Genomic DNA, 23,056 nt, shown 5'->3' with positions numbered 1-23,056 from the left:
TGATGTGTCTTCGCCTTCCGCGCCCGGTGCCATGGCGCGACGATGCATACCATGCCTACCGACTCCGTCGTCATCGAGAACGCCACCGCCATCCTGCCCGACCGCCTGCTGCCCGGCGCCCGGGTGGTGCTGCGTGCTGGGCACATCGCGGCGGTCGGCCGCGGCGGCACTCGCGTGCCTCGTGATGTGCAGGTGGTCGACGCCCGGCGCGGGTTCGTCTCCCCGGGCTTCGTGGACGTGCACGTGCACGGTGGCGGTGGGGCCGATTTCATGGACGGGACGCCCGACGCCGTCCGCACGGTCTGTGCAACGCACGCGCGACACGGCACCACCACGATCTTTCCGACGACCACGACCGGTTCGCCCCAGGAGATCCACGACATGATCGCCGCGTGCCGCGAGGTCCGCGACGCGGCTGCGCCCACGGGTGGCGCGCGGATCGGCGGCATCCACCTGTATGGTCCGTTCTTCGCGCCGGACAAGGTCGGATGTCACTCCCCCGACCGACGACGTGACCCCACGCCGGCAGAGTACTCGCGCTACTTCGCCACGGGCCTGGTGCGCATCGCGACCTGTGCGGCGGAACTGCCCGGCGCCGCGGCGTTCTTCCGCAGGGCGCAGCGCGAAGGGTGCTTCATCACGTGCGGCCACTCCAACGCGACGTGGACCGAGATGGACCGTGCCTTCCGGACCGGCATGCGGCACGTGGATCACTTCTGGTGCGCGATGAGCAGTGTGCCCTCAATCCGGACGCGACTGGGCACGCCGATGCAGGGCAGCATGGAGCAATACGTCCTGATGCAGGACGCGATGAGCACAGAGGTCATCGCCGACGGGCAGCACCTGTCGCAGGAGCTCCTCCGGTTCGCCTGGCGGATGCTGGGCCCGCAGCGCTTGTTGCTGGTGACCGACGCGAGCCGCGCGGTCGACCTGCCGCCGGGCCGCTACAAGTTCGGACATGCCGTGACCGGCACGGACTTCGACCACGACGGCAAGGTCGGCCGCGCGCCGCTTGGCGGACTCGCCAGTTCGTCTGTTGGCATGGATCACATGGTCCGGACGATGTACGCCGCGACGAAGGCCCCGTTGTGCGACATCATCCGCATGGCGAGCCTGACGCCGGCTGAACGTACCGATATCGCCTCCGAGACGGGTAGCCTGACGGTGGGCAAGCGCGCCGACGTCCTCGTGCTTGGTCCGCAACTGAAGGTCATGCAGGTCTTCATCGGCGGCGTGCGTCAGCCCGTCAGTGGCTCCTCAGCGCCACGAGCGGATGCGCGCGCAACGCGCGCCATGCGGGCTTGAAGCGGGGTAGCAAAACTCCTGATGGTTCCGCGCCGCGGTTCCCGGAAAGAGGGTCGCCTACTTCGCCGGTGCCTGGATAGGCGTGCCCTGACCAGCGACGAGCTGCCAGGCGCCGCCTTGACGCACGAAGACGTCGGTCCAGCGGAAGCGGCCGCTGATGTCCTGCCCGTTGTACTTGCCTTTGTCGGTCGAGATGTATGTAACCACGGCGGCGTTGCCATGGACCTTCACCTTCATGTCGGAGATGGTGGAGGCCTCGAGCACGAGCGCCCCTGACTTCACGTCGCCCAGCAACTGTGCCTTCGTCTGCACCGCGCCGTCGGGCGTCGTCAACACCGCGTCGTCATTGAAGTGCTTGCCGAACGTCGCGGTGTCTTTCTTGAGCAAGGCCGCGAGTATCTCGTGTTCGATCTTCATCAGCTCGGCGCTGGCGTCAGCGGGCTTCGCTGCCGGCGCCGGCTTCTTCTCCGATGTCTGCCCGTACGCGGGCACCGTGACTGCCAGCATCAGCGCGAGGGCGAGGGCCTTGTGCTTCATCGCTTCGTCTCCTTGTCGTGTGTCCGATCGATGGTGCAGTTCATCTTGTGGAGCTCGGAGGGGATTATGCACCCGACAGCGACGCCCGCCGGGTGAAAGGCACGACGTCCGCCATCGGATCCGGCGACTCCCATGCCGACCTGTGACGACGTGCAGGTCGCGGCGCGAGCGACGGGTGGCTGTCGGATGCCAATTGCGCACATTGGGGCCGTGAGCAGGAGAAGCTTCGCTGCACTCCCAGTTCGACCACGCAGCCCTGCACGACGACGACAACCCCGCCAAGCGCGTCTCGGCCATCGACGCGGCGCTGGTCCTCGCCACGGCGCAGACGCGTGCACGAAGCGGGGATGTTGGCGGCGGTGCGCTCCGGTTACAATGGCCCGCCAGTCACTCCCCGCATGCTGACACCAGACACCCCCGCCGTGGCATCGCCGACGTCCACGGCTCGATACGTCCTCGCCACGCTCGCCCTGTTCACCCTGCTCACCGTCGCCGCGACGTGGCCGCAGGCGCGCTACGCGACCGACCGCGTGAGCGACCCGGGCGACCCGCTGCTCAACACCTGGGCGCTGGCCTGGGTGGCGCACCAGTTGCCGTTCGCTCCGGCGCACGTGTTCGACGGGAACATCTTCCACCCCGAGCGCCGCACGCTGGCGTACTCCGAGACGCTGTTGGCGCCGGGAGTGCTGGGCGCGCCGCTCCTGTACCTCGGTGCTGGACCCGTCCTCGTCTACAACCTGTTGATGCTGGCGTCGTTCGTCCTCTCGGGCGTGGGCACGGCGCTGCTGGTGCGCGACCTCACCGGCAGCGGCGCGGCCGGCGTGGTCGCCGGAGCCGTCTTCGCGTTCCTGCCGTGGCGCTTCGATCACTACGGGCACTTCCAGCTGCTGCAGACGCAGTGGATGCCGCTGGCACTGTGGGCGCTGCACCGCCTGCTGCGCGAGGGGCGGATCGTGTACGGCGTGATGCTCGGGCTGATGGTGGGCGGACAGGCGCTGACGTCGATGTACAACGCGCTGTTCTTCGGCGTGTTCATCGCGGTGGTTGGCGGCACCTTGCTGCTGGCGGACCTGGCGAGAGCGCGGGCCCGCTGGCGCCTGTTGCTCGCCTCCATCCTCGTGGCCGGCGCCCTCACCGCTCCGGTGGCTATCGTCCACAGCCGCGCGAGCGAACTGGTGGGCGAGCGGTCACGCGCCGAGGTCGCGGTGGGGAGCGCCGAATGGCAGCATTTCCTGTCGTCGGCCGGACACAGCTGGCTGCATGGGAGATGGTCGGCTCCGTACGGTGCGCCCGAGCGGCGGCTGTATCCCGGCGTAATCGGGGTGGTGCTTGCGCTGGTTGCCCTGTGGCCACCGTTCTCGTGGGCGCGCGGCGCCTACCTGGCCGGGCTGCTGGTCTCGTTGGAGCTCGCGCGTGGGCTGAACGGGTGGCTGTACGGCGCGTTGTACGACCATGTGTTCGCCTTCCGCAGCATGCGCGTGCCGGCACGCATGACCATCGTGATGGGGCTGGGGCTCGCGGTGCTTGCCGGCTTCGGCGTCGAGCGGCTGCTGCGGCTGGCGCGGTCACGCGGCGTGCAGCTCGCGGTGACGAGCGTAGCCGTGGCGCTGGTGATGGCCGACAGCTGGGTGGCGCCGCTGGGGCTGCGCGTCGTCGCGACGACGCCGCCCGAGACGTACGCCGACCTGCTCCGCGACAAGGGAGAGGTGGCGCACGATCGGGTCATCCGCCGCCTGTCGGACCCGCGACCCTCGGTGGTGCTGGAACTGCCCATCGCGGGGGCGGATCCCACCTACATGTACTACTCGACGTTCCACTGGCAGACGCTGGTGAACGGCTACAGCGGTTTCTTTTCGGACCGCTACATGCGGCTCATCGGGGCCCTGAACCGCTTCCCGGATCCCGAGACGGAGGCGACCGTCGCGGGGCTGGACGTCCGCTACGTCGTGGTGCACGGCGAGATGATGCGGGAGGGCGAGTACCAGCGGCTGATTGCCGCCCTCGATGCCCGCGCGCCGGACTTCCGTCTGGTGTCTCGCCGCCCATGGCAGGGGAGCGAGATCAGCCTGTACTACTTCTTCCCGCGGTGAGGGGCCTGCCACTGGCCTACCCTTACGGCTGGGTGTCGGTGCGCGCGGGTGCCTTGCCGGCGGCCAGGTTGGTCATCTCCATCACCTCGGTCTCGGCCGGCGTTGGTGCACGGCTGCTGGGCTCCGTCGATGGGCGCGCGGTGGAACCGGTGGCGTGTCGACGGCCTACGCCGCATGATTGTGCGATGAAGTCGCGGGTGCATCCCACGTACAAGACGCACTATCGGGTGGGGAATTGGCGGGTGTACGAACGCGCTCTCGGACGACAGCGCAAGGACGCGCCGGTTGCGCGCGCCACGATGGCGCCCCCCAGGCCTATCGCCGGGCAAGAGGCGTCAGTGCTTGCTTCATTTCCATGAACAGGTTTGCCTTGGTAAAGTCGATGACTCGGAAGTCTCTGGCTTCGAGATCATGTCGCGCGGCCTGATTCAGACCCTGCATGAACGTCCACACAGGGACAACAGGCTGAAGGCCCCCGCGCGGATTCAATCGCCAGGCGTCGCAGAGGATCTGCTTGCTCAGCTCGACGGGAGCCTGTTCGTCTTCCCAATGAGGGATCGCGCCTCGGTGTGGTCGAATTTCGTAAACAGCTCATCGATCTGCGTCCTCCAAGTCCTCGGACCGGATGTGCTGCAGGGCGCGTTCCTTGAACTCTTCGAGACAGCCAAGACCAATGGGATTGGACACAATCCAGCTCCTCGCGTCGCCCCATGCACTTGAAGCGCGCGGCCTTGCTCCGGCTGGCCTCGCCTCGCGACCGAGCTGCGGGCGTACGCTCGCAGGCGAGCGCCTGCTCAACCGACCCGCCAAGGCGATCCTGCGCGCGGTGGATCGGGCCCGGGAGCACATCTCGTTGCGAGGAGTCCTGCGATTGCTCGATGTGTGCGGAGTGCAGCGCGTCGTGGTGCGAGCGCTGCCGCGATACCGATGTTGTACAAAGTTGAGGGCTCCGCCGTTCTTCTATTCCCAGAGGTGCACGGCTCGCACTGCGTAAAGCGAAATAAAGACGAAACGTCAAGTCCACTCGGGAAAATCTGCAGCGTCTGTCCCGGTTGGAGTTGGATGGAAACCGCTCGCCGGATGCATCGAGCGTTGCGACGTAGCGGCGTGACGGCAGACGTCGTCGAAGTTGCGCCGTAACATCGTTCGATGCCATCGACGAATCCAAGCAAGGCACACAATGGGCCGCGGCGTTCCTTCGCGCCAGTGTCGCAAGACTTCTCGATCCCGCAGCTCGACTAATGACCACGCTCGCCAGTAACGTGCCATGAACGATTACGCAGTGGTGGTCGGCATCAACAATTATCCGGCCTTCGATCGATTGGAAGGCCCCGTGAAAGACGCGCAGGCCTTTCGCAACTGGCTTGTTGAGCACGGAAGCGTGCCTCCCGAAAACATTCGGGAGGTGTATTCGCCGAATGTCGTGTCGGCGGATGTTCCGCCGGCACTCACCCAGCCGGCCATCGAGGCGGTCAACGTACACTTCAGGGAGCTGGCCGATCTTACCCGCCGGAATTTTCAGAAGCTCCCGCGCGTCGGGCGGCGCCTCTACATTTACCTGGCTGGACACGGCATCACCCCTCGCGTTACCAGCAACAGTCTGGACAGTGCGGCGCTGCTGATGGCTAACGCCGACCACGGCAGCACCGGGCTGCACCTGGCGGGGCCGGCGTACGCGGAGTGGTTCAGGCAGTCGCATGCCTTCGAAGAGGTCATCCTGTTCATGGATTGCTGCCGCAATGCATTGGACGACATCGAACAGGCGCCGGTCCCGTTCTCGCCCGTGAAGGGCGGCGATCCGACGAAAGTCAAGACGTTGAACGTGTTGGCGACGCAGTGGGACGCGCCGTCGTTCGAGCAGCCGCTGGGCTCGCCACCGGAATCCCGCGGCGTGTTCACCTACGCACTGCTCGAGGTGCTGCGCAGCGGGGCCGGTCAGACCAACGGCACGCTCACGGCGCTTGGTCTGAAAGGCGCCCTGCAGCTCTCGATCTCAAAGCTGCGCGAAGGGGACGTGCCGCAGTTCCCGCGATTCAACCTCGGCAACCTCGACGACATCGTGCTGTTCGAGAGCGGGACCGGTACGACGCTGCCGAAGGTCACGATCGAGTGGAACCAGACGTTCCACGGCAAGGCCGGCGACGTGCGTGACGGCAATGACAGTCCGCTAACGCCGCCCGTGCGCGTGACCGCGTCCGCCACCAGGACGGAGGTGTCGCTGAAGCCCGGTTTGTACAGCGTGCGTTTCAGCGACGGCACTGAGGCTCTGTTGAAAGTTCGCCCGGGCTTGTCGAACGACGTGCAAGAGGCCGGACGAGTCACCGTGGAGTAGCGCCGTGGGTGTAGCGGACTGGATCGGGAGCATGTCGCGCCGCTGGTCTTCGGCATCGTCGCCGCAGCCGTCGTCTACGGTCCGACTCGTCGCCAACGCCGGCCACCCGACGGCCGAGATCATGCTGTTCGATGGTAACTTCGCCGCGGTTGCGCACGCCGTCGGCGTGCTCGACGTGCAGGTGGCGCCAGGGTTGTACGAGTTGCAATACAAGGCGGGCCGCAGCGTGCAGGAGCAGACCGTGCGCGTCCGCGGGGGGACTGCCGAGTGCATCGTTCCCGTTCCTCAGCTTTCGACCCGCACGACGGCATTGCCGCAGCGCACAACAGACGATGGACGCAAGCTGATGCAATGGGTTGCCGACGTCAGTCAGCAGGTGCACACGGCACCGGGCCAGGGCTCGGAACTGTTCATCTTCTCGCGACTGCTCGGCAAGGAAGACCCCTCCACGCACGTCGGCATCTTCGACGTCCAGGTGAAGGACAGCAACGGGCTCGTCATCGCAGATTTCGGGAAGGACGCGGGCTGGTACAAGGAAGGCGCCGGCGCGCGCGCCCACACCATTGCCGTTGTACCAGGCACTTACGTCCTCAGCGCCGCGGCAGGCTCGCTCGGGCGCCTCGAGCAAGCCGTTCACGCCGTCGCAGGATGGCAGACGCAGGTGCTGCTGACGCCCACCGATTACGGCACCGAGGGCTTCAAGGGCGCAGACCTCCGGCGAGGCGCGGTGCTGATGTCGCTGCAGGGCAGGGGCTGTAGCATCGACGCGTCGGCTGTCGACTGGGTCGAGGCTGCAAAAGTGGCGCTCTTCGCGCGCACTCCCGCCGCGCCGATTGCCGCCCTGCGCGACGCAGTCGCTGAAGCCGACGCCGTGCCTCAGTCAGAAGGGACCTCGGTGGACAGACTGCTCGCCGAGAAGTTCACCAACCCGATGCTGGGCATCCTCGGTGGTCACCTCCTCCTGTTAGAGGCAAAGGTGGACATCGATCTACTGCAGAAGGTCGTCAGGAACCTCGAGCGGTTGGTGCCCGGCCATCCCGACGTGGCTGCGCTCCGATACGCGGCCGGCTGGCAAGGCGACGCCGCATTCCCCATGCCGCCCATGCTTCGATCGAGCTGGCAACTGGTCATCGACAAGTCGGTCGAACATCCGGGAATCATTCCGATGGATTCGTACTCCGCGCGCATCGCCACGCTCACGTGGGGCGGCGGCGCATGGCTGGTGTGGAAAGCACCTCCCGCAGAAACGAGGCCGGTCCGTGCGGCGAGATCGATGGCGTCAGGCAAGAGCTCGGTGGCATTCGGCGCCGATCGCGGCAAGCAGATCGCAGAGGTCATAGACAAGCTCGGGAAGTTGCTTCCGCGACACCACGCCGACCGCTACATCACGGCTCTCGCCAGGCGCCTCGATCTGGACGCATCGGAGACGCGCGTGCTCCGCTATCTCGCGTCCGCCGCGCGCCAGTCGCAGCTCGCTTCTGAGCTGTCGCCGTTGTCACCTTCGAATCTGTCAGGGCGGCTGTACAGTTCCGCATACGGCTGGGTGACGGGCCGTCATCTTCCCGACGCCAACCAGGTGCTCGAGTGGGCAAAGGACGCGCGGGATCAGTTCCTGCTCGACTCATCCATGGTGAAGGCGCTCGGGATTCCCCAAAGCGCGGTCACAACCGCAGTCGACCGGCTGTCGACACTACTCAAAGGAGAAATTCCCATGGCGCCCAAAGTCTGCTTCGATCGCATTCTGCCGAAAGACCTCAACAAGGTTCGTCCATCGGCGCCCATTGCCGGTGCGCGGACACGTGCAGCCTTCGAGATCGCGAAGCTCTGGGATGTCGGCAAGACGCTTCGCGTGCGATTCATGAGCGGCACACCAGAGCAGAAGGACATCGTCAAGCAATTCGCGCCACAGTGGGCCGAACACGCCAACATCAAGCTCGTGTTCGGTAACGACCAGAACTCGGAGATCAGGATCACGTTCGACGAGAACGATGGCGCCTGGTCGTACATAGGTACTGACTGCGCCAGCATTCCAGTCGGGCAACCGACGATGAACCTCGGATGGCAGGACGAGGGTGTGGTGCTGCACGAGTTCGGACACGCCATCGGTCTCATCCATGAACACCAGAACCCCGAGGGCGGCATCAAGTGGAATAAGCCGGCAGTGATCGCCGATCTCAGCGGGTCACCGAATTTCTGGGATGCGGCCACGATCGAGCACAACATGTTCGACACGTACGACCAGGATCAGATCAACGGCACGTCGCTGGACAAGAAGTCGATAATGCTGTACGCCATTCCCCAGAGCTGGACGACGGACGGCTTCAGCTCGAAGCCGAACGAGAAGCTCTCGGAGGTGGACAAGAAGTTCGCGCACAATCAGTGCAACTATCCATTCCAGGGGCCGCGCAAGCAGCCGTGCACCTAGGCATGTACCGGATAGCAGGCGGCAGGTAGTGGCGGAGCACTCGTGGCGAATCGCTGACGATGGGATCGTGCTCGGTGAGGTGCTCGAGATCTCACTGCAGCGAACGCTTCTGAGTGCTCCATCGGATCATGATCCGCGGCCCAGTTACGGCAGGGCACCGCTTGCGGCGGGTCAGGATGTCGTGCTCGCGGGCGTCGGAACCGGAGAGGTGTTCTGGATCGGGTTTCAACCGCTCCAGAGGGCGGTGCAGGTTGCCGTGCGGGTGAGAGAGGAGTCGCCGCGAGACGCCGATCTCGTAAGCGGAGGAGAGTGGATGCCCGCGTTGTCGCACGATCCGCGCAACTACCTGATCGTGCCGCCGGAGCGATTTGTCAGCGGTCTCGGACCGAGAAACCGTCGCCTGTGGGTAGAAGTCGTCGCCCTGCGACGCGGCTCCGACACAGAGGGTCGCGCGCGCATCGACTCAGACGAGTGGTCGAGACTCGCCGCGATGGGCGTCCATGTGGAGGTGCTGACGTCGTCGGAGTTCGCACGCATTACAGGCGTGACGCCGTCACCGTTACTCGAAACCAATCGCTACCAGGGGCGGCGGTACCCGTAACGCCTGCATGGTTGTGCACTGCTGTACCGTCGCCTTGGAGCCTTGGCAGCAGCATTCCCGCCCTGTCCGAGGGCCAGCGACCGTTGCCGCAGGCGGACTGGAGCCTCGCCATACTTCCGCGTGGACCAGCGAGCCGTACTGCAAGACCTGCGCGGGACTGCCCTGATGGTGAGCGTTCTCCCGCCGAGCATGCCTCGGCAGCGGCGTCACGAGCCGGTCGGCCGTGCAAGCATCCGTCGTCGGCGCGGAGCAACATGGAGCCAACCTCCAGACTGGAGTTCGGAGTATGGGTCGCCGTCTCTTCTCAGCCCTCTCTCGGGTCGCACGATCAGCGCCTCTCACCATCTGTGTCCTGGCACCGGTAGCGGGTGCATGCACGCAGCCCGCGCCAGCGCTCCGGACACCACGCGCGTCTGCCGTACCACAGGCGGGATTTCTCAACCACTGGAGAAAGGGCGCGGATGCGCAGGGACTCGCCCGGACGTGGTACTTCACCACGCAGGGCTCACACCTGCTCGACTTCGACGTGTTCATGTCGATTGCCGGACCGTCGGATGGCACGCTCTTTTCCGCAAGGCAGAGTCTCGAGGCCTACGGCTTTCTCTACGCGGACGACTACCAGGAGCTGGGCGGCCGCGAGAAAGAGACCCTGGACCTGCCCATCGGCGTCGTGAAGGACAGGCGCGGCGAGGGTTATACGCCGCTCGAGAAGCACGCGAAGGACCTGACCCAAGAGTACGTCGGCCTGACGTGCGCCGCGTGTCACACGGGCGACCTGAAGTTCAAGGGCGAACGTTTTCTCGTCCACGCCGGGCAAGCGAACTTCGATTACGAGCGGTTCATCTCGGACCTGAACGCGGCGGTCTCCAAGGCCTCCCACGATCCAAAGGGAACCGGGTACCTCGAGCGGATGGCGGCGAAAGGTGTGGACGAAGTGAAGGCGACCAGGCGCCTGGCCGCCGCCCAGGCGCGCATGGACGGCTTGCGCGAGCGCGGGCAGGTGCCACAAGGTCGGGAGGCGGGGCCCGGTCGCCTGGACGCCGTTGGCCACATCCTGAACGAAGTGTTCGGGCACCAGTACGGCAGTTCGAATGACCCTTCGCGGCCTTACGATCCGGCCGGAAGTGACCGGGCCAGCATCAAGCCCATCCAGGTGCCGGTGAGCGTGCCACCGGTGTGGAACGCGGCGCGCTTGCAGTGCGTACAAACGAACTGTCTGACATCGAACTCTCTCACGCGCAACGTGGGCGAAGTCCTCGGTGTGTTCGGCGACTCGGAAACGTACAAGGACTCCTCAGGGCGATGGCGGGTCCGCTCGACAGCCAAGGTCAAGAATCTGTATGCGCTCGAGGAGGCTCTCGACTGGGTCGAGAGTCCCAGGTGGTCGCCGAAGTTCCCAGCCGTGGACGAAAACCTTGCCCTTGCGGGCGCGAAAGCGTTCGTCACCTACTGCCAGGGGTGTCACGCGCAGCCGTATCTCGCCAAGTTCAGCGCGCAGTGGGACACCGTCGGCGAGAACTGGGGCGGCACGGAAGATCCGAGTGACCTTGATAACCACTTCGTTTCGGAGAGCTACCTCGGTCGGACTCGATACGGATGGCGGGTCACCAAGGTGCCGTTCGACAAGGTGGGTACGGACGACCAGTTCATCAAGGCTCACGCGGGTTCCCGCTACACGCTCAATCCACGGGCGACCGAGATCCTCGATGGCAAAATGCGCGATGGGATTCTCGCGACCGTCCGCGAAAGGGTCGGAGGCCCGGCGGCGTTGCTTGCTGCCCGGATCGCCGAGCTCGAGGGCCGCGACGTGACGTTGGCTGGACAAGCGATCGTGAACGCGCAATTCGACAAACTCAGGAAGACTCAACTCACTCCGGGCAACGATCTGCGCCGGACGGACGGCTCGGTGATGACCTTGATGCTCCTCGCGGGGTCGACTGCCAGCGCCGTGGACTCCTACTTCCTCGACGCGTACTCGGATCGGCAGACCGCGGCAAGCGATCGTGACAAGTTCGCCTTCTTCCGAGCACGGCCGCAGCCGCCGACGCTGGCGCAGATGAAGGTCTACCGGGCTCGGCCGCTCAACGGCATCGCGTTCACCTCACCCTATGGCCACAACGGCGCCTGGCCCACCCTCGAATCGGTCCTGTTCCCCGAGACACGGCCCGAGAGTTTCTGGGTGGGCCACAATGAGTTCGATCCCCGTGCGGTGGGCGTTGACGTCAAGAAGGGCGAAGCGATCTGCGGCGCGGCGAATCGCCCTCCCACGTGTTTCAAGCTGATCACGTCGGTGCGCCGGTCGGGCGTGGACGACAACGGCAACAGCCGCAGCGGTCACGCCGGCGCCGCGCATTTCCAAGGGCGGGAACCGTCGCCAGAGGAAAAGCGGGCGATCCTCGAATATCTGAAGTCAATCTGACCCGTGTTTGTGGCCGTGACGGCTGACATCCGCGGCTTCTGCCCTTCGACCAGTGCCTTCGCAGGCGCGCACTTACGGCCGGCGCGACGCCGCCGGCCAAGTCCGCAGGACTCCAACGTGACGCGCGAGCCTACTGTCGTCGCCGCTCCACACTCGCCCTGTAGACCGCGAGGCGCAGCCGGTTGATGCCGCCGACCGGGCGATGGTCGATCAGTGAATGCCACGGCGTGAAGAATAGAGTCTCGCATCGTTGACGCAGGTCCATATCTTCGGTGTCCTGTTTCGGGGTGATGATGCGAGCGACAGGCTGGTAGGCAACGTCCGCCCAGTCGTGGGTCACGTCTTCGATTGCGGCCTCTTGTGACGGCTCACGGACCTGTACGGCCAACTCGAACGATACATCCGTTGCGCGCAACCGGTTCGCGAGTGCCGTGCGCAGGTAATCGGGATCGAGCGTGTCAGCGAGCGGCGTGTCCGCTGCGGGCGCCTCCGGTCGGACCGAGAACTTCATCACGCGATCGGTCCCGAACATGAAGGGCGCCGCGCTGAAGTACTTGCTCGAGACCGGATCGGTCATGGCGCTGCTCTGGATGGCCGTGCTGATCTCGCGTGCTCTCGTGGCGCGTAGCGCGCCGCCTTGAGTCTTGACCAGTTCGGCGCCGAACGCTTTGAAAAGTCTCACGTTGTCGGGTTCAACATCCTGTCCCGCCGTTGCACTCGGGGCGCTCGGCGGCGCTGATTCGGCCCTGAGCTGGAGGCGAGTGAGGACCAGGTAATCCGCGACATTGGCGAAAGGGAACACCTGGAAATTGACCATCAGCAGGTCCTGGGTGTGTGGCTCGTCATCGGTAAGCCCTTCGCCCGGCACCCCGAAGATCTTGACCGCCATCCCACGACTGCCGTGCTGGCGTGCCGCCAGGACACCGTTCTTCACGGTGTCCTGGCAGTCTGGGCCAACGAGCGCCGCGGCATTGGAGAACCGTACGACTGCCTCGTAGCTGGCTCCGGCGTCTGCGAACAAACCGACCCGTAACCCGTCTGGCAGATCGGCGTTCACCGTCAACGTTGCGCGTGCGCAACCATGCGCTTTCGGGTGGACACCCCGTAGACACGGCGGGGCGCTGCCATAGCGCTTCTCCAACAGCTGGCGCATCAGGCCTGCGATCTCTTCGATCTGCTCGGTCTCACCCTGCGGAACGTTCTCCACGCCGGCGACGGGACTCAACGGTTCAATCATGGTCTCTCCTCGGCGCCCCCGGCGCCCGCTCGGCCCACTGGCACTTCTCCAACCCAAGGTCCGCTCGAGATCCCGTTGCCAGGACCTTGGCCAGCTTCGTCAACCCAGGGCGGCCTAGTCCTTCGACTCCCGCATGACATAGTTGGCGACTGCCGACTTCATCTGCGAATCCCCGCGCGACGCCACATGCTCGAGGACCTCTCGCTGTTGCTGTAGAGTGCCCTCGAGCACGGGCTTGGGCGCGCCTGCATTCAGGTAGGCCGAGAGGCGCGCCTCCAGTTCCTCGAGCGACACAGGTCCCACGCCGACCAATCGGATCTCCATCAGAGTCCTGCTTGCTGGTCGCTCGATGGATGCAGCGACCGCCGCCGGTCCAATCGCGTCGACGTTGATTTGAGGACCAGCGGCACGGCGGCGGCCCATGCTCGCAAGGGCGTCGTCGAGTACGCGGCTATCCGGTGTATCGCCAGATCAACCCGGTGTTGTGCAGCTGATACAGGCTGTTACCTGACGCGGCGATGCTGGTCGATGCGCCGTTGCCGTCAATCTGCTGCCAGCCTGTCAGCGGTGGTCCGACGTACTTCCAGATGGCTCCGCCAGTGTGGATCTGGTATAGACGCCCGCCGCCGGCGGCGATCTGCCGCGTCCTCGGGTTATTGTCCAATTCCTGCCAGCCCGTGTGCGGAACGCCGGTGTACTTCCAGATGCGACCGTTGCCATGCATTTGATAGAGGTCGCCGTCCGAGGCCAGGATGCTCGTGGTCGCCGGATTGTTGTCCAACTCCTGCCAACCGGTCATCGGTGGGCCGACGTATTTCCAGATCCGGCCGTTGCTGTGGAGCTGATAGAGCTGGCCGCCTGCTGCGGCGATCCGTCTCGTCGCCGGATTGTTGTCCAGTTCCTGCCAGCCGGTGTGCGGCACGCCGGTGTACTTCCAGATGCGACCATTGTTGTGCAGCTGATAAAGATCTCCGCTGGTTGCCACGATGTCCACTGTCGCCGGGTTGTTGTCGATCTCCTGCCACCCTGTCATCGGTGGACTGACGTACTTCCAGATCCGGCCGTTGTTGTGCAGTTGGTAGAGATTGCCGTTTGCGACTGCGATCTTCTTGGTCGCCGGATTGTTGTCCAGCTCCTGCCATCCGGTCAGCGGCGTGCCGGTGTATTTCCAGATGCGGCCATTCTTGTGCATCTGGTACAGCGCCGCTCCATCGGCGGCGATCGCGCCGGTCGAGGGATTGTTGTCCAGCAGTTGCCAGTTGGCGAACCTCGGGTACACCGAGGCCGCGAACTGCGCATCGAGCGCGTTGATATCGGGGCCGCCGTTCACGGCAACTCCGTCTTTCATGATCGACGCCGGCAGCCAATAGCACATGATGGAGTTGGGGTCGGCGGTGGCGGTGGCGATCAGGGCCGACGTGTCGAGCGGCGTCAGGACCTGCGCGATCACCTTCTCGCGCGACCATCCCTGTGTCGCCATGAAGTGGGCGATAGCCTTCTCGCGATCGATGCGGTTGACGATCTCCGTGCGCTTGTGCTCGTGCGGGAAGCCGAGCGTATGGCCGGCTTCATGACGCACCACGCGGTGGAACTCCGAGTCGGCCGTGGCCATGGTGAACGATGCCAGGTTCATCGTCGGCTGGCCGGCGGCAATCAGCTTGACGTCGGTGCCCAGGTACGACCAATAGCCGTCCCCGGCCGTCCTGGCAATGCGGACTTGCGGGTTGACGGCCGTCTCGACGAACTGGACGTTCGCCGTGGCACTCCACGCATTCATGTGGCTGACGATACGGGCGCGCAGATCGGCCGGAGGATTGTCGAGGAAGCCGACGGTCAGCTTCACACCCGCCGATCCCCAGTACTTTGCCGTCAGGATCGCCAGATGGTCCGGCGGAATCACCTCGTCCGGCAGCGCTCGCTGCAGCGCCTGGGGGACAGTGGCATTGGCGGGATTTACCTCGATGGCATTGCTGGCGGCTGCAACCAACTGATCAGTGGGCACCGTCTTGATCGTGCATGTCTCCGTAGCCATTCGCTCAAACCTTTCTTCGCTCCGACGTAGGGTGCACATGCCGATCGGGGCAGGCCGTACGCCGCTCCGGCAGCGCACCCTCCAGAGAGGGTCCGTGTGCCCGACCGCCCACGTATCACGCCGGCGAATGTGCTGTATCCCTGAACGCTGGTACGCACGGATGCGTACAGCGGAGGTGTGCTCATCGACATTCGGTACGTTTCCGCGCGAGGTGTCGTCGCACGGACGTCCGTATGCCTTGAGGCGGTGGGCGGCATCGGCGAGCGGCGTTGGTGCACGGCTGCTGGTCTTCTGTTGGGTTGCCGGTCCTCCCACGGCATGATCGTGCGATGAAGTCGCAGGTGCATCCCACGTACACAACGCAGTATCGGGTGGTGAACTGGCGGGTGTACGAACGCGGCCTCGTCAGTCGGGGCGACGTGACATTGTGGTCCTCCCGGACGCCATCGGTAACGTGTGGGAATGGTGTCTTGGTAAGAGCACGTTCTCTCGCTCAATGATAGGGGGGTCGTACCTGAGAGGTCACGCACCCGAACTGAGAGGGGGAGGCTATTTGGATGACTTGTCACAAATTCGCCCCTTCCTTAATTCCCAGCAGCTTCAGGACGGAGTCCAAACAAGCCACACGGACGTGGGCTTCAGAATCGCGGTCGCATTGGAGGCTCGAACCATTCCGTCGGAAGTCCTACAGAGACTTGCCACCTGCGAGATGTCCTTCCGCGACTGCTGGGTACTCGACGAACGCTCCTCACGGAAATAAGTTGAGCGCGAGCAGACGTCAGTGCACGACGGCGCAGGGCTAAAGAAAGGCCAGGAACATGGACTCATTTGGCAAACGTGTTGACTCCCTGGACGCAGAAAATACCGGTGGGCCTCTTGCCGGCAGATCTCATAATTGTCGCCGCGCAGGTCCGAAGTGTCACCCGCAGCAATGGGACAGATCGACCACAGCCGCATCTCGTTCATGTGCTCGGCGCCGCCTCGCCATCGAGTCATTCACTCGTCGACGGGATGCAGTGCAGTGCCAGGATCGATGGCGACTTCGCCGTCGACACGAGCACCGCGAGCGCTTGTCCAACTGATCGAGCCACGCTCGAATTTGCTGCGCCGCTCGTCTCCTCGACCGGTGGAGAATTCGTCGCTGATGGGATAGCCCAAGGGACTTCGTTCCGCGGCCCTCCGCGTCCACAGTGCTCGAATAGCCCCGCGGACTTCGTGCGCACCCGACGTGGTGTCCAGTAGATTGAAGCTTCCGCGTTCCCGCGAATGTGCATTGAACGAGCTTCGCAAGGTGGGGTCGAGCGCGGTGAGAATCGTCAAGTCGTGGCGCGCTGTACCGTGGGCTGTAGCGTCCGTTGACGGTTCCAACATCAAGAACTGAACGGCGCCGCAACTTGTGCTATCTGTCCAACAGCTGTTCCGGAGCCCTCCACATTCATCCTCCTTGGCACCGGCACACTGGCCGTGTCGACGGCGAGGCGAAGCGCATGACCCCTCGTCTCTATGCGCCACGCCCAAGTTCGCCCGAAGCAAAGAGATGGAGCTAATCCCGCGTCGTGGTCACCGACCGGATGGAGATCAATGCAAGTAGGTCAAGAACGGATACCTCGAACGACTGATTCCGCCGGGCGAGCGTCACTATTGACCAGGTGATGACGGGGCTGCAGCATCCCGGAACGCTGCCTCACCTGCGCGCCATCGGCGGGACCACTCGACGCGAGTCCGCCTCAGTAAAGAGAACGTTCGAGAGGACCGGATGGGACAGACGGCCAGACGACCTTCCCGGGCTCATGCTGCTCAGCCGTGCCCTTGCGCTGCGCGCGCGCCGGAACGCCCTCAGGATGTTCAGCGTCGGTCGCTAAACTCGCGGCTGAAGCCGTAGAACACGCGCAGCTGATTGCCGTCGAGGTCCGCCACAGTGAACTCGAGCAGCTGCCAGGGCTTGTCTTGGACGGCCGCGATGATCGTTGCGCCGGCGTCCTTCCACCTCTCGAACGATTGGTCGACGTCAGGCCTGCTGTTGAGGTTGAGCCAGATCATCACCGGCCCCTGGAAACCATGGGCGGCACGGAACGCCGCATTGGTGAGCAAGATGCCTGCTGTGCGCCAGGACATTTGGGCACAGCGCTGCGCGAGGTGTCGCCAGGCTGCCAGAGGTCGCGTGTACCTTGGGCATTGAGCGCGCGGCGATGATCAGGCATGCCGACTGCACTCCGCCGAAGCAGCGCGATGACCATCGACTCCGGGAACTCGTCCGACGCACGGGCGAACTCCGCGTGGCCACGAATGCGGCAGGTTGCCCGAGGGTGAAAGGCTGATCGTGGAAGTGTGCAATTTCGACGCGTCCGGCGTTTAATAACCGTAGCCGAAATAATTGGACTGTGGGAACGCGTGCGACATGGCGCGCGCGGCATCAACGGCCGGGGCCGAGTGACGCGCACCGACTGGAGACGACACATGACTCTTGACGCTGACGCTCCGGGCCCGGCCCTGGCCACAGTACAAGACGATGTTCTGTTTCAGAAGCTTCGCGCCGCGATGGCTGCGGTGCACCAGCAGGTCGGCACCAGTGTACGCAGTCAGCATCCCAAGACGCACGGCGTCGTGCAGGCGACATTCCGTGTGCACGATGTGCCTGAGGCATATCGGGCTGGAATTTTCAGCACGTCCGGTTCCTTCCCGGCGTGGATTCGCTTCTCGAACGGCAGGGAATCGGACGACCGCAAGCCTGACGTTCACGGCATGGCGATCAAACTGCTGGACTTGCTGGCCAACGAAGGCAGGGCCGGGGAGGCAGCCGCGACCACACAGGACTTCGTGTTGGCGGACCATCCCGTCTTCTTCGCCCGGGACGCGATGCACTTCCTCCGATTCCTGGGCTTGAAAAGGGAGCTTGCCGCCGAGCGAGCCAAGGCAATGCAGGCCGGCAGCACCGAGGCAGAACTGATGGCTCTGGACGCGGCGCACAGGGTTCGGCTCGGGACGGAATTCCCGGCGCTGGGCGGCTTTTTCTCCACAGCGACGTCTCCACTGACTCGGGAGTATTTCAGTCAGACGCCATATCAGTTGGTCGCCACGTCGTGAAGTACTTCGTCAAACCGTCATCGGTCAGCGCACCCAAGGCGCAGGTGCCGTCGTCCACGCGCCACACCTCGACAGGGACGATTCGGCAGGAACCCGACGCGACGTACCTGAACTCGCGCACCTTGAGGCGTTACTTCGAGAGTTTCGTTGCCGGTGCTACCGTGCGATGCAGTCGTGTCTGCATCCGGAGGTGGAGTTCGCCGACATCGGCTTCGATTTACACGGCGACGAGGTCGGTGCGATGTGGCATCGACTCTAAGTTCCGATTCGAAGGCGGGCTGATCCGCGAGCATCGCGACGACTGCGAGTTCTGGAAGTGGTTTGACCAGGCGGTAGGCCCGATCGGAAAGGGCGCGCACGCATTCGATTTTCTCGAGGACAAGCTGGAACAGCTGCCTGGCCGCAGCCTCCCCATCGACGTCGAAGAGCGGGTGCGCGCGAGTCAGGAAGACCGCGCGCGAAAAGATCGACGCCTTCATGACCGGTGCCCGGAACGAGGCCGGTTGAAGCACCTGACCCTGTCTACTCGTCGGTCTCAATCAACGAAAGGCGGCATCACATGGATCAGCACGCGCATATGACGGATCACGCCCACGATTCGGCCCGGGTGGACCGAGCGGTCAGCCACGGAATGCTCGTGCTCGGCCAGGAGACGGCCTTCTTCTATCACCTGCCCATGTTCATGTCGCCGCACGACTATCAGACCATCCTCGAGGGCACCTTCTCCCAGGCCGGGGCGGATCCGCAACGAACCTACAGGGAGGATCGCCACAGCCACCCGGACACGCGGGTGTACACGTTTGCTCCCGATCCCTTTGTCCTTCCGGAGCTCTTTCCACCGGATCCGAAGCGCAAGCGTATCAGCGGCGAGCTGTTCCGCGGCCATTTCGAGCAGCCGGCCGAATACCCGGACGAGCCGGCATCAATCGGCGCTGCTGTCGACGTCACCATCGGCAACGTGATCTTCGTCCAGAAACTCCTCCCGTTGCCAACGCCCCTCGATGGTCTCGCCTACGTCCTCTTCGGCAAGGGAAAGGAGCTCTTTCTCGCGCATCTCCTGACCAGGAAGGGGGATTTCGATCAGGTCGTGTCGGCCGAGATCCGGGGCCGTCAGTTCACGGACGATGAGCTGCGGCACGGCGTCACCGTGCGCTTCACCGGCAAGGCGAACACGGTAGCCAGCCGGCTGGTCGAGGGTAAGGCCGTGTCCGGGACGGCGAACGTGGCGAACGCGAAGGTCGCCGTCGAGGTCGTGCCCACTCGAGAGTTCTACATGTCGGAGCGTGATCTGGCCTGATCGGCTTGTGGGCGACCGGCGGGAATTTCCAATGACTCCGGATTTGACGTCGGCGCCCGAACTTGTCACGCTGCGCCCGGCTACCACCGCTGTCGATTCGGGCTCCGGATAGACGACCGGAGCGACGCAAGGCGAGCTCTATCAGTTAGTCAGTGCCGAGGACTAACCCCTTTCATGAAATGGACAGGACCATGCCGACACCGAAGCCCATCGCACCCGACGGAGACCCGCCCGACAACCGGACTCCCGCTGGCCAGGCGCCCTCAGCATCGCGGAACCGCGACGCCGATGATGCAGGTACGGCCCCCACGCACGACGAGTTGCCCGAGAGCCTGCCGGCCGGCAGCAGCTCTTGATCCGCCACAGGTAAGACCCCGCCCAGAAGGGATGCCAGCATGGCCCTCGAGTTCCAGAATCTGTACCGCAACCCGGTATGGATCGCACTTGTATACGGTGACAATGGCTGCGGCCCCACGCGATTCCGGAAACAGGGCTGGTGGGCGGTCAATCCGGGCCAATCCCGCAAGCTGTGGGACGTCGATCTGCGCCGCGTGAACCGGAATGCGTCGTTCTACGCCCAGGAGTTCAAGAACTCGGGTGGAGCGACCTGGGACGGCACCGGGAACCGCTGGTATCGCATTCGTGATGTCGCGTTCAGCCAGTGCTACGACGACAACACGGGCTGCAACCAGCAACCGAACTTCGTCGGGCTCGACTTCCAGAACGCCGACAACGGCCAGCACGCCTTCAACGGCATGGTCGTAACGTTGGGGCCGTCGCCCGGGCAGGTCAGGAGGATCGGTTCGGTGCGCATCGACTGAGCGCCGGCAGCGTCAGGCCGGCGGCGTGTAACTGAAGCGTCCGCCGACCATCGCCCCGTACTCGAACGTCGGACCGATGCCCAGGGCGGCCATCTCCTCGGCCTGCTGTGACATCTGGCGCATCAGCCTCACCGCGCCGAAGATCGTCGCCGGTGCTCCCGTGAGCGCCGCCTGCAACGCGACGAGCATCGCGCTGTAGGTCTGGTTGAACGCATCAATCCTGGTACGTTCCACTGAGCCCTCCGCAAAGCTCGTAGCCTTGGGATCGGTGGGCAGCGGCAGGACACCATCTCGGTCGAACACGATGGGCGCCCCGCCGTAGATGAACTGAGCCTCTGGCGGGTCCGTCGGATGGGCGTCCGGATTGCGAATCAACTCCTTGCCATTCTTGATTTCCGCGAATCGATAATAGTGAGCCGGCAGCGTCGCGGCAGCCGCTTCCAACGGCGATTGCTCGGTACCTTCTCCCTGCTCCACGATGGTGTCTATCGCCGCGCGCGCGGACGCCACGTCGCTGACTTTGACGACGCCCTCGAGCGCCGTGGCGAGTTGCCTGGCCGGATCGCCAGTGAAGAGGTTGACGCCGCCGTCGGCGAGCTCACCGATGCGGTCGCGAATGCCGCGGTAGAACTGCCCGATCGTCCGGCGCGGCTGCTCGCCGGCGACCTCGCCGCCGGCAACCCGGAACGCCAGCACGTTGTCGGGCGCCTCGATCTGCAGGAACGTGTCGAGCTGTGAGTCGGAGAACGGCGCGAGATGCACGACCACCCCGTCCTCGACGCCGCCGGGCAGCGGGCCAGGATAGCGCGGCACCGTATCGAAGGACGCAATCCTCGGATCCCCGCCGAGTGCGTTCAGAAGGTTCGCCGCCAGGGCGACGTGAAGCATCTCCTCCATGAAGACACTGCGAATCAGCTCCGCAATCACGCCATTCTTTTCCTGATCCAACGAATAAAGCGCATAGAGGTACGGCGGCAGCGTCGCGCGCTCGAGTTGAACCGCCGCTTGAACCGCGTCGAGGAGCCCCTGCTTGGGATCATCGCGACGCTGGAGGTGGGCGAACAGTGCCTGATTGAGCGTGATCATGACGGCGCTAGCTCCTTCAACATGCGTGCGGCTTCGCCTGCCGCCCCTGCACGGTCAACTGCCTCAACTCGCGCGTCGCTCACGACGGTGACGGTGACGTGCCGTGTCCCTGTCGCAGCGCCGCCCGCCTCGACGTTTCTTCCCCACCCCGCGTCGTCACCGTCCACGTCCCCGCGGCGGACCGTCGGGTGTGGACGACGCGCGTGTCGGGCAGGATGCGCGCGCCCGACGCGATCGCTTGGTCGCGAAGGAGGCGTTCGAACGCAACTCGGTCAAGGTGCCAGGCCGGACCGTAGGGATCGAGGCAGCTGTCAACCAGGTGGGGCCTCGACGAGCCCCACGACGACACGATGCCCGCCGACGGCTGCGCGGCGCTGGCGATTAGGGCGGGATCCGTGCGACCGCGGCCTGAAGAGAGAGAAACCCGTGAAGGGATACGAGCCTGACCCTCGCTCTGTCTCTGATCAAGCTGGCCGAACTGCAGCGCCCTTGTGGAATACGACACAGGACGTTAGCTCCTCATCGTGCAGGTCGCATCATTGCACCGGCGGACATCGTCACGCGCGTGTCCTTTATGGTCCGTAGCGACAGATTGCTGGCTACCTTCTCGAGTTCTTGCATCAGGTGCTCAAGATATTTTTTGTTAACCTCCTCGGACTCGGAATCCCCCCCGACGAATTCGACTTCCGTGATAATCGTCGCCGCAAACGTTCTTGGCATGTCACCTCCTTGGTCAGCGCGCAGACGAGACCCGGCCGATGTGAACCTCCCAGTCCGGCGAACGCGGCACCGGCAGTCCGTAACATAGCAGAACCGCGCGGCGCGCCAACACGGCCGCAACATGACGCCGTAAACGGTCGCGGCAAGGGGTCCAGCGGCTCAGGACCGATTCGCCGTAGATGGGCCGCCCAGTCACTTCGGGACTGGGCTGGAACCGTACGCAGGCCGGGGCAGGCTCCCGGGGCGGGCGGGTGGAAGGCGGTCGATCGAATCGGGGATTGCGGCGACGCTGGGCGTGGCGGCAATACGGTGAGCGATACCTACGGATGCTGGTGCCGGTGGTCGGCAGGTTCGGCCGCAGGGCCGCCGGCTGGCCGAGCTGGTTCGCGCGGAGGCACGGACAGCTGTACGCGGGCGTGGCCGAGGGTAATGCGGTGAAGGCCTTGACGCACCCTCTGCGCAACTGTGCTCGACACAGGACGAGACCTTGACGAGAGCGTGATCGACGCCATCAGTCGTGAGCTCGGCGGCGCCGGAGTCGGCGATGGAGTGTGTTGCCCCGCAGGTCGCGCGACGACGCGTTCGACGCTTGTCCACCCTGCCTGTACGGTGCGAGCGCCCGGAGCGTTTAGATGCACAGTCGCATTCCAGCGATCCTGCGAGCCTACTTCAGCGCCCCAGCTGGAGTCGTCAGCCGACGTCCGGAGGGCACATGGCTCGCACGGCTCTGACTGCGTCATGAAGTTTGCGGTGACGCCACTATCGCTCACGGCGGAGACCGCGCTTCCCGCGCCGCTTGACTGCGACTACCTGCGCGCCGCCCTGGGCGAGAGTCTGCGCAGCGGCGCAGCGACGTTCGACTTCGCCGTCCCGGGGGCGTCCACCGCCACCAGCCGCCCACGTCGAAGATGTGACGGAGGCGTGGGCTGCCACCGACGTGCCGTTCCAAATCGATAGCGACGGTCGTGATCCCGCAGCAGGAACTACGGTCCGATGCTGACGCGCGCTGTGAGTCCCTCTTCCGGACGCCGTGGCACGCACTTCCGGCGCACCGCCCCGTCGGCGCCATC

Annotated in this window: 20 protein-coding genes; 12 read left to right on the top strand and 8 right to left on the bottom strand. The window is 64.8% G+C overall.

The annotated features are described in order from the left end of the window. Positions 1–51 precede the first annotated feature (51 nt). Positions 52–1,305 (top strand): N-acetylglucosamine-6-phosphate deacetylase, encoded by a 1,254-nt coding sequence (locus LuPra_RS20425; RefSeq protein WP_110172460.1) that lies wholly within the window; start codon positions 52–54, stop codon positions 1,303–1,305. A gap of 57 nt (positions 1,306–1,362) precedes the next feature. Here LuPra_RS20425 and LuPra_RS32140 read toward each other — a convergent pair whose 3' ends face one another. Next, positions 1,363–1,842: a nuclear transport factor 2 family protein gene (locus LuPra_RS32140; RefSeq protein WP_157899473.1), complete on the bottom strand. Its 480-nt coding sequence runs from the start codon at positions 1,840–1,842 to the stop codon at positions 1,363–1,365. Positions 1,843–2,240: 398 nt separating this feature from the next. Between LuPra_RS32140 and LuPra_RS20415 the strand changes: the two genes are divergently transcribed. The 5 genes from LuPra_RS20415 to LuPra_RS20385 all read left to right on the top strand — a co-directional run bounded on the left by LuPra_RS20415 (position 2,241) and on the right by LuPra_RS20385 (position 11,709). After that, on the top strand, positions 2,241–3,932 hold the full coding sequence (locus tag LuPra_RS20415) for a hypothetical protein (protein WP_157899472.1): 1,692 nt from the start codon (positions 2,241–2,243) through the stop codon (positions 3,930–3,932). 1,267 nt (positions 3,933–5,199) lie between these two features. Continuing rightward, entirely contained in the window at positions 5,200–6,264 is a 1,065-nt protein-coding gene (locus LuPra_RS20400) for a caspase family protein (RefSeq protein WP_110172455.1), read from the top strand. Between the two features lie 31 nt (positions 6,265–6,295). Next, positions 6,296–8,689: a M12 family metallopeptidase gene (locus LuPra_RS33370; RefSeq protein WP_234800483.1), complete on the top strand. Its 2,394-nt coding sequence runs from the start codon at positions 6,296–6,298 to the stop codon at positions 8,687–8,689. A gap of 67 nt (positions 8,690–8,756) precedes the next feature. Next, the gene (locus tag LuPra_RS20390) at positions 8,757–9,290 is read left to right on the top strand and encodes a hypothetical protein (RefSeq protein ID WP_157899471.1); all 534 of its coding nucleotides are present in this window, start codon (positions 8,757–8,759) and stop codon (positions 9,288–9,290) included. Positions 9,291–9,576: 286 nt separating this feature from the next. Next, positions 9,577–11,709 carry a di-heme-cytochrome C peroxidase gene (locus tag LuPra_RS20385; RefSeq protein ID WP_110172453.1) on the top strand — a complete coding sequence of 711 codons (2,133 nt, stop codon included), beginning with the start codon at positions 9,577–9,579 and terminating at the stop codon, positions 11,707–11,709. Positions 11,710–11,839: 130 nt separating this feature from the next. On the opposite strand, the gene LuPra_RS20380 is transcribed toward LuPra_RS20385, so the two are convergent. The 3 genes from LuPra_RS20380 to LuPra_RS20370 all read right to left on the bottom strand — a co-directional run bounded on the left by LuPra_RS20380 (position 11,840) and on the right by LuPra_RS20370 (position 14,978). After that, entirely contained in the window at positions 11,840–12,946 is a 1,107-nt protein-coding gene (locus tag LuPra_RS20380) for a catalase family protein (RefSeq protein ID WP_110172452.1), read from the bottom strand. Between the two features lie 114 nt (positions 12,947–13,060). After that, a complete protein-coding gene (locus LuPra_RS20375; protein WP_110172451.1) occupies positions 13,061–13,270 on the bottom strand; it encodes a hypothetical protein in 210 nt (69 codons plus the stop codon). Positions 13,271–13,397: 127 nt separating this feature from the next. Further along, a complete protein-coding gene (locus LuPra_RS20370; protein ID WP_157899470.1) occupies positions 13,398–14,978 on the bottom strand; it encodes a M12 family metallopeptidase in 1,581 nt (526 codons plus the stop codon). 379 nt (positions 14,979–15,357) lie between these two features. Between LuPra_RS20370 and LuPra_RS34625 the strand changes: the two genes are divergently transcribed. Then, a complete protein-coding gene (locus tag LuPra_RS34625; protein WP_110172449.1) occupies positions 15,358–15,738 on the top strand; it encodes a formylglycine-generating enzyme family protein in 381 nt (126 codons plus the stop codon). A gap of 236 nt (positions 15,739–15,974) precedes the next feature. Here the strand turns inward: LuPra_RS34625 and LuPra_RS34620 are convergent, their stop codons facing one another. Next, positions 15,975–16,349, bottom strand: a complete 375-nt coding sequence (locus LuPra_RS34620) for an LGFP repeat-containing protein (protein ID WP_110172448.1) — start codon at positions 16,347–16,349, stop codon at positions 15,975–15,977. A 6-nt stretch (positions 16,350–16,355) separates the two neighbouring features. Between LuPra_RS34620 and LuPra_RS34615 the strand changes: the two genes are divergently transcribed. After that, on the top strand, positions 16,356–16,469 hold the full coding sequence (locus LuPra_RS34615) for a PEP-CTERM sorting domain-containing protein (protein WP_110174790.1): 114 nt from the start codon (positions 16,356–16,358) through the stop codon (positions 16,467–16,469). 354 nt (positions 16,470–16,823) lie between these two features. On the opposite strand, the gene LuPra_RS20345 is transcribed toward LuPra_RS34615, so the two are convergent. Then, positions 16,824–17,069 carry a VOC family protein gene (locus tag LuPra_RS20345; protein WP_157899468.1) on the bottom strand — a complete coding sequence of 82 codons (246 nt, stop codon included), beginning with the start codon at positions 17,067–17,069 and terminating at the stop codon, positions 16,824–16,826. 339 nt (positions 17,070–17,408) lie between these two features. On the opposite strand from LuPra_RS20345, the gene LuPra_RS20340 reads away from it, so the two are divergent. From LuPra_RS20340 to LuPra_RS20325, 4 genes are all read left to right on the top strand, one after another. Next, positions 17,409–18,062, top strand: coding sequence for a catalase (locus tag LuPra_RS20340; RefSeq protein ID WP_234800482.1), 654 nt, complete (start codon positions 17,409–17,411; stop codon positions 18,060–18,062). Continuing rightward, the gene (locus tag LuPra_RS32595; RefSeq protein WP_110172444.1) at positions 18,059–18,643 is read left to right on the top strand and encodes a hypothetical protein; all 585 of its coding nucleotides are present in this window, start codon (positions 18,059–18,061) and stop codon (positions 18,641–18,643) included. The genes LuPra_RS20340 and LuPra_RS32595 overlap by 4 nt, the downstream gene beginning before the upstream one ends. Before the next feature lie 26 nt (positions 18,644–18,669). Then, complete coding sequence (locus LuPra_RS20330; RefSeq protein ID WP_157899465.1) at positions 18,670–19,359, top strand: hypothetical protein; 690 nt, start codon at positions 18,670–18,672, stop codon at positions 19,357–19,359. A 395-nt stretch (positions 19,360–19,754) separates the two neighbouring features. Then, entirely contained in the window at positions 19,755–20,180 is a 426-nt protein-coding gene (locus tag LuPra_RS20325) for a DUF1036 domain-containing protein (RefSeq protein ID WP_110172442.1), read from the top strand. Positions 20,181–20,192: 12 nt separating this feature from the next. Here the strand turns inward: LuPra_RS20325 and LuPra_RS20320 are convergent, their stop codons facing one another. Together LuPra_RS20320 and LuPra_RS20310 are read right to left on the bottom strand one after the other, a co-directional pair. Further along, positions 20,193–21,266 carry a ferritin-like domain-containing protein gene (locus LuPra_RS20320; protein WP_110172441.1) on the bottom strand — a complete coding sequence of 358 codons (1,074 nt, stop codon included), beginning with the start codon at positions 21,264–21,266 and terminating at the stop codon, positions 20,193–20,195. A 519-nt stretch (positions 21,267–21,785) separates the two neighbouring features. Further along, complete coding sequence (locus LuPra_RS20310; RefSeq protein WP_110172439.1) at positions 21,786–21,986, bottom strand: hypothetical protein; 201 nt, start codon at positions 21,984–21,986, stop codon at positions 21,786–21,788. Positions 21,987–23,056 lie beyond the last annotated feature (1,070 nt).

The sequence above is a fragment of the Luteitalea pratensis genome (assembly GCF_001618865.1).
GTDB lineage: Bacteria > Acidobacteriota > Vicinamibacteria > Vicinamibacterales > Vicinamibacteraceae > Luteitalea > Luteitalea pratensis.
Note: the sequence above shows the minus strand (reverse complement) of the source record. Positions and strands in the feature narration are given on the sequence as shown.

What these genes read in the sequence shown, in the direction of transcription:
- LuPra_RS20375 (WP_110172451.1), bottom strand. Translation starts at nt 13,270, where the DNA reads ATGGAGATCCGATTGGTCGGCGTGGGACCTGTGTCGCTCGAGGAACTG.
- LuPra_RS20425 (WP_110172460.1), top strand. Translation starts at nt 52, where the DNA reads ATGCCTACCGACTCCGTCGTCATCGAGAACGCCACCGCCATCCTGCCC.
- LuPra_RS20400 (WP_110172455.1), top strand. Translation starts at nt 5,200, where the DNA reads ATGAACGATTACGCAGTGGTGGTCGGCATCAACAATTATCCGGCCTTC.
- LuPra_RS20310 (WP_110172439.1), bottom strand. Translation starts at nt 21,986, where the DNA reads ATGCCAAGAACGTTTGCGGCGACGATTATCACGGAAGTCGAATTCGTC.
- LuPra_RS32140 (WP_157899473.1), bottom strand. Translation starts at nt 1,842, where the DNA reads ATGAAGCACAAGGCCCTCGCCCTCGCGCTGATGCTGGCAGTCACGGTG.
- LuPra_RS34620 (WP_110172448.1), bottom strand. Translation starts at nt 16,349, where the DNA reads ATGTTGGAACCGTCAACGGACGCTACAGCCCACGGTACAGCGCGCCAC.
- LuPra_RS33370 (WP_234800483.1), top strand. Translation starts at nt 6,296, where the DNA reads ATGTCGCGCCGCTGGTCTTCGGCATCGTCGCCGCAGCCGTCGTCTACG.
- LuPra_RS20325 (WP_110172442.1), top strand. Translation starts at nt 19,755, where the DNA reads ATGGCCCTCGAGTTCCAGAATCTGTACCGCAACCCGGTATGGATCGCA.
- LuPra_RS20370 (WP_157899470.1), bottom strand. Translation starts at nt 14,978, where the DNA reads ATGGCTACGGAGACATGCACGATCAAGACGGTGCCCACTGATCAGTTG.
- LuPra_RS20385 (WP_110172453.1), top strand. Translation starts at nt 9,577, where the DNA reads ATGGGTCGCCGTCTCTTCTCAGCCCTCTCTCGGGTCGCACGATCAGCG.
- LuPra_RS20415 (WP_157899472.1), top strand. Translation starts at nt 2,241, where the DNA reads ATGCTGACACCAGACACCCCCGCCGTGGCATCGCCGACGTCCACGGCT.
- LuPra_RS20320 (WP_110172441.1), bottom strand. Translation starts at nt 21,266, where the DNA reads ATGATCACGCTCAATCAGGCACTGTTCGCCCACCTCCAGCGTCGCGAT.
- LuPra_RS20380 (WP_110172452.1), bottom strand. Translation starts at nt 12,946, where the DNA reads ATGATTGAACCGTTGAGTCCCGTCGCCGGCGTGGAGAACGTTCCGCAG.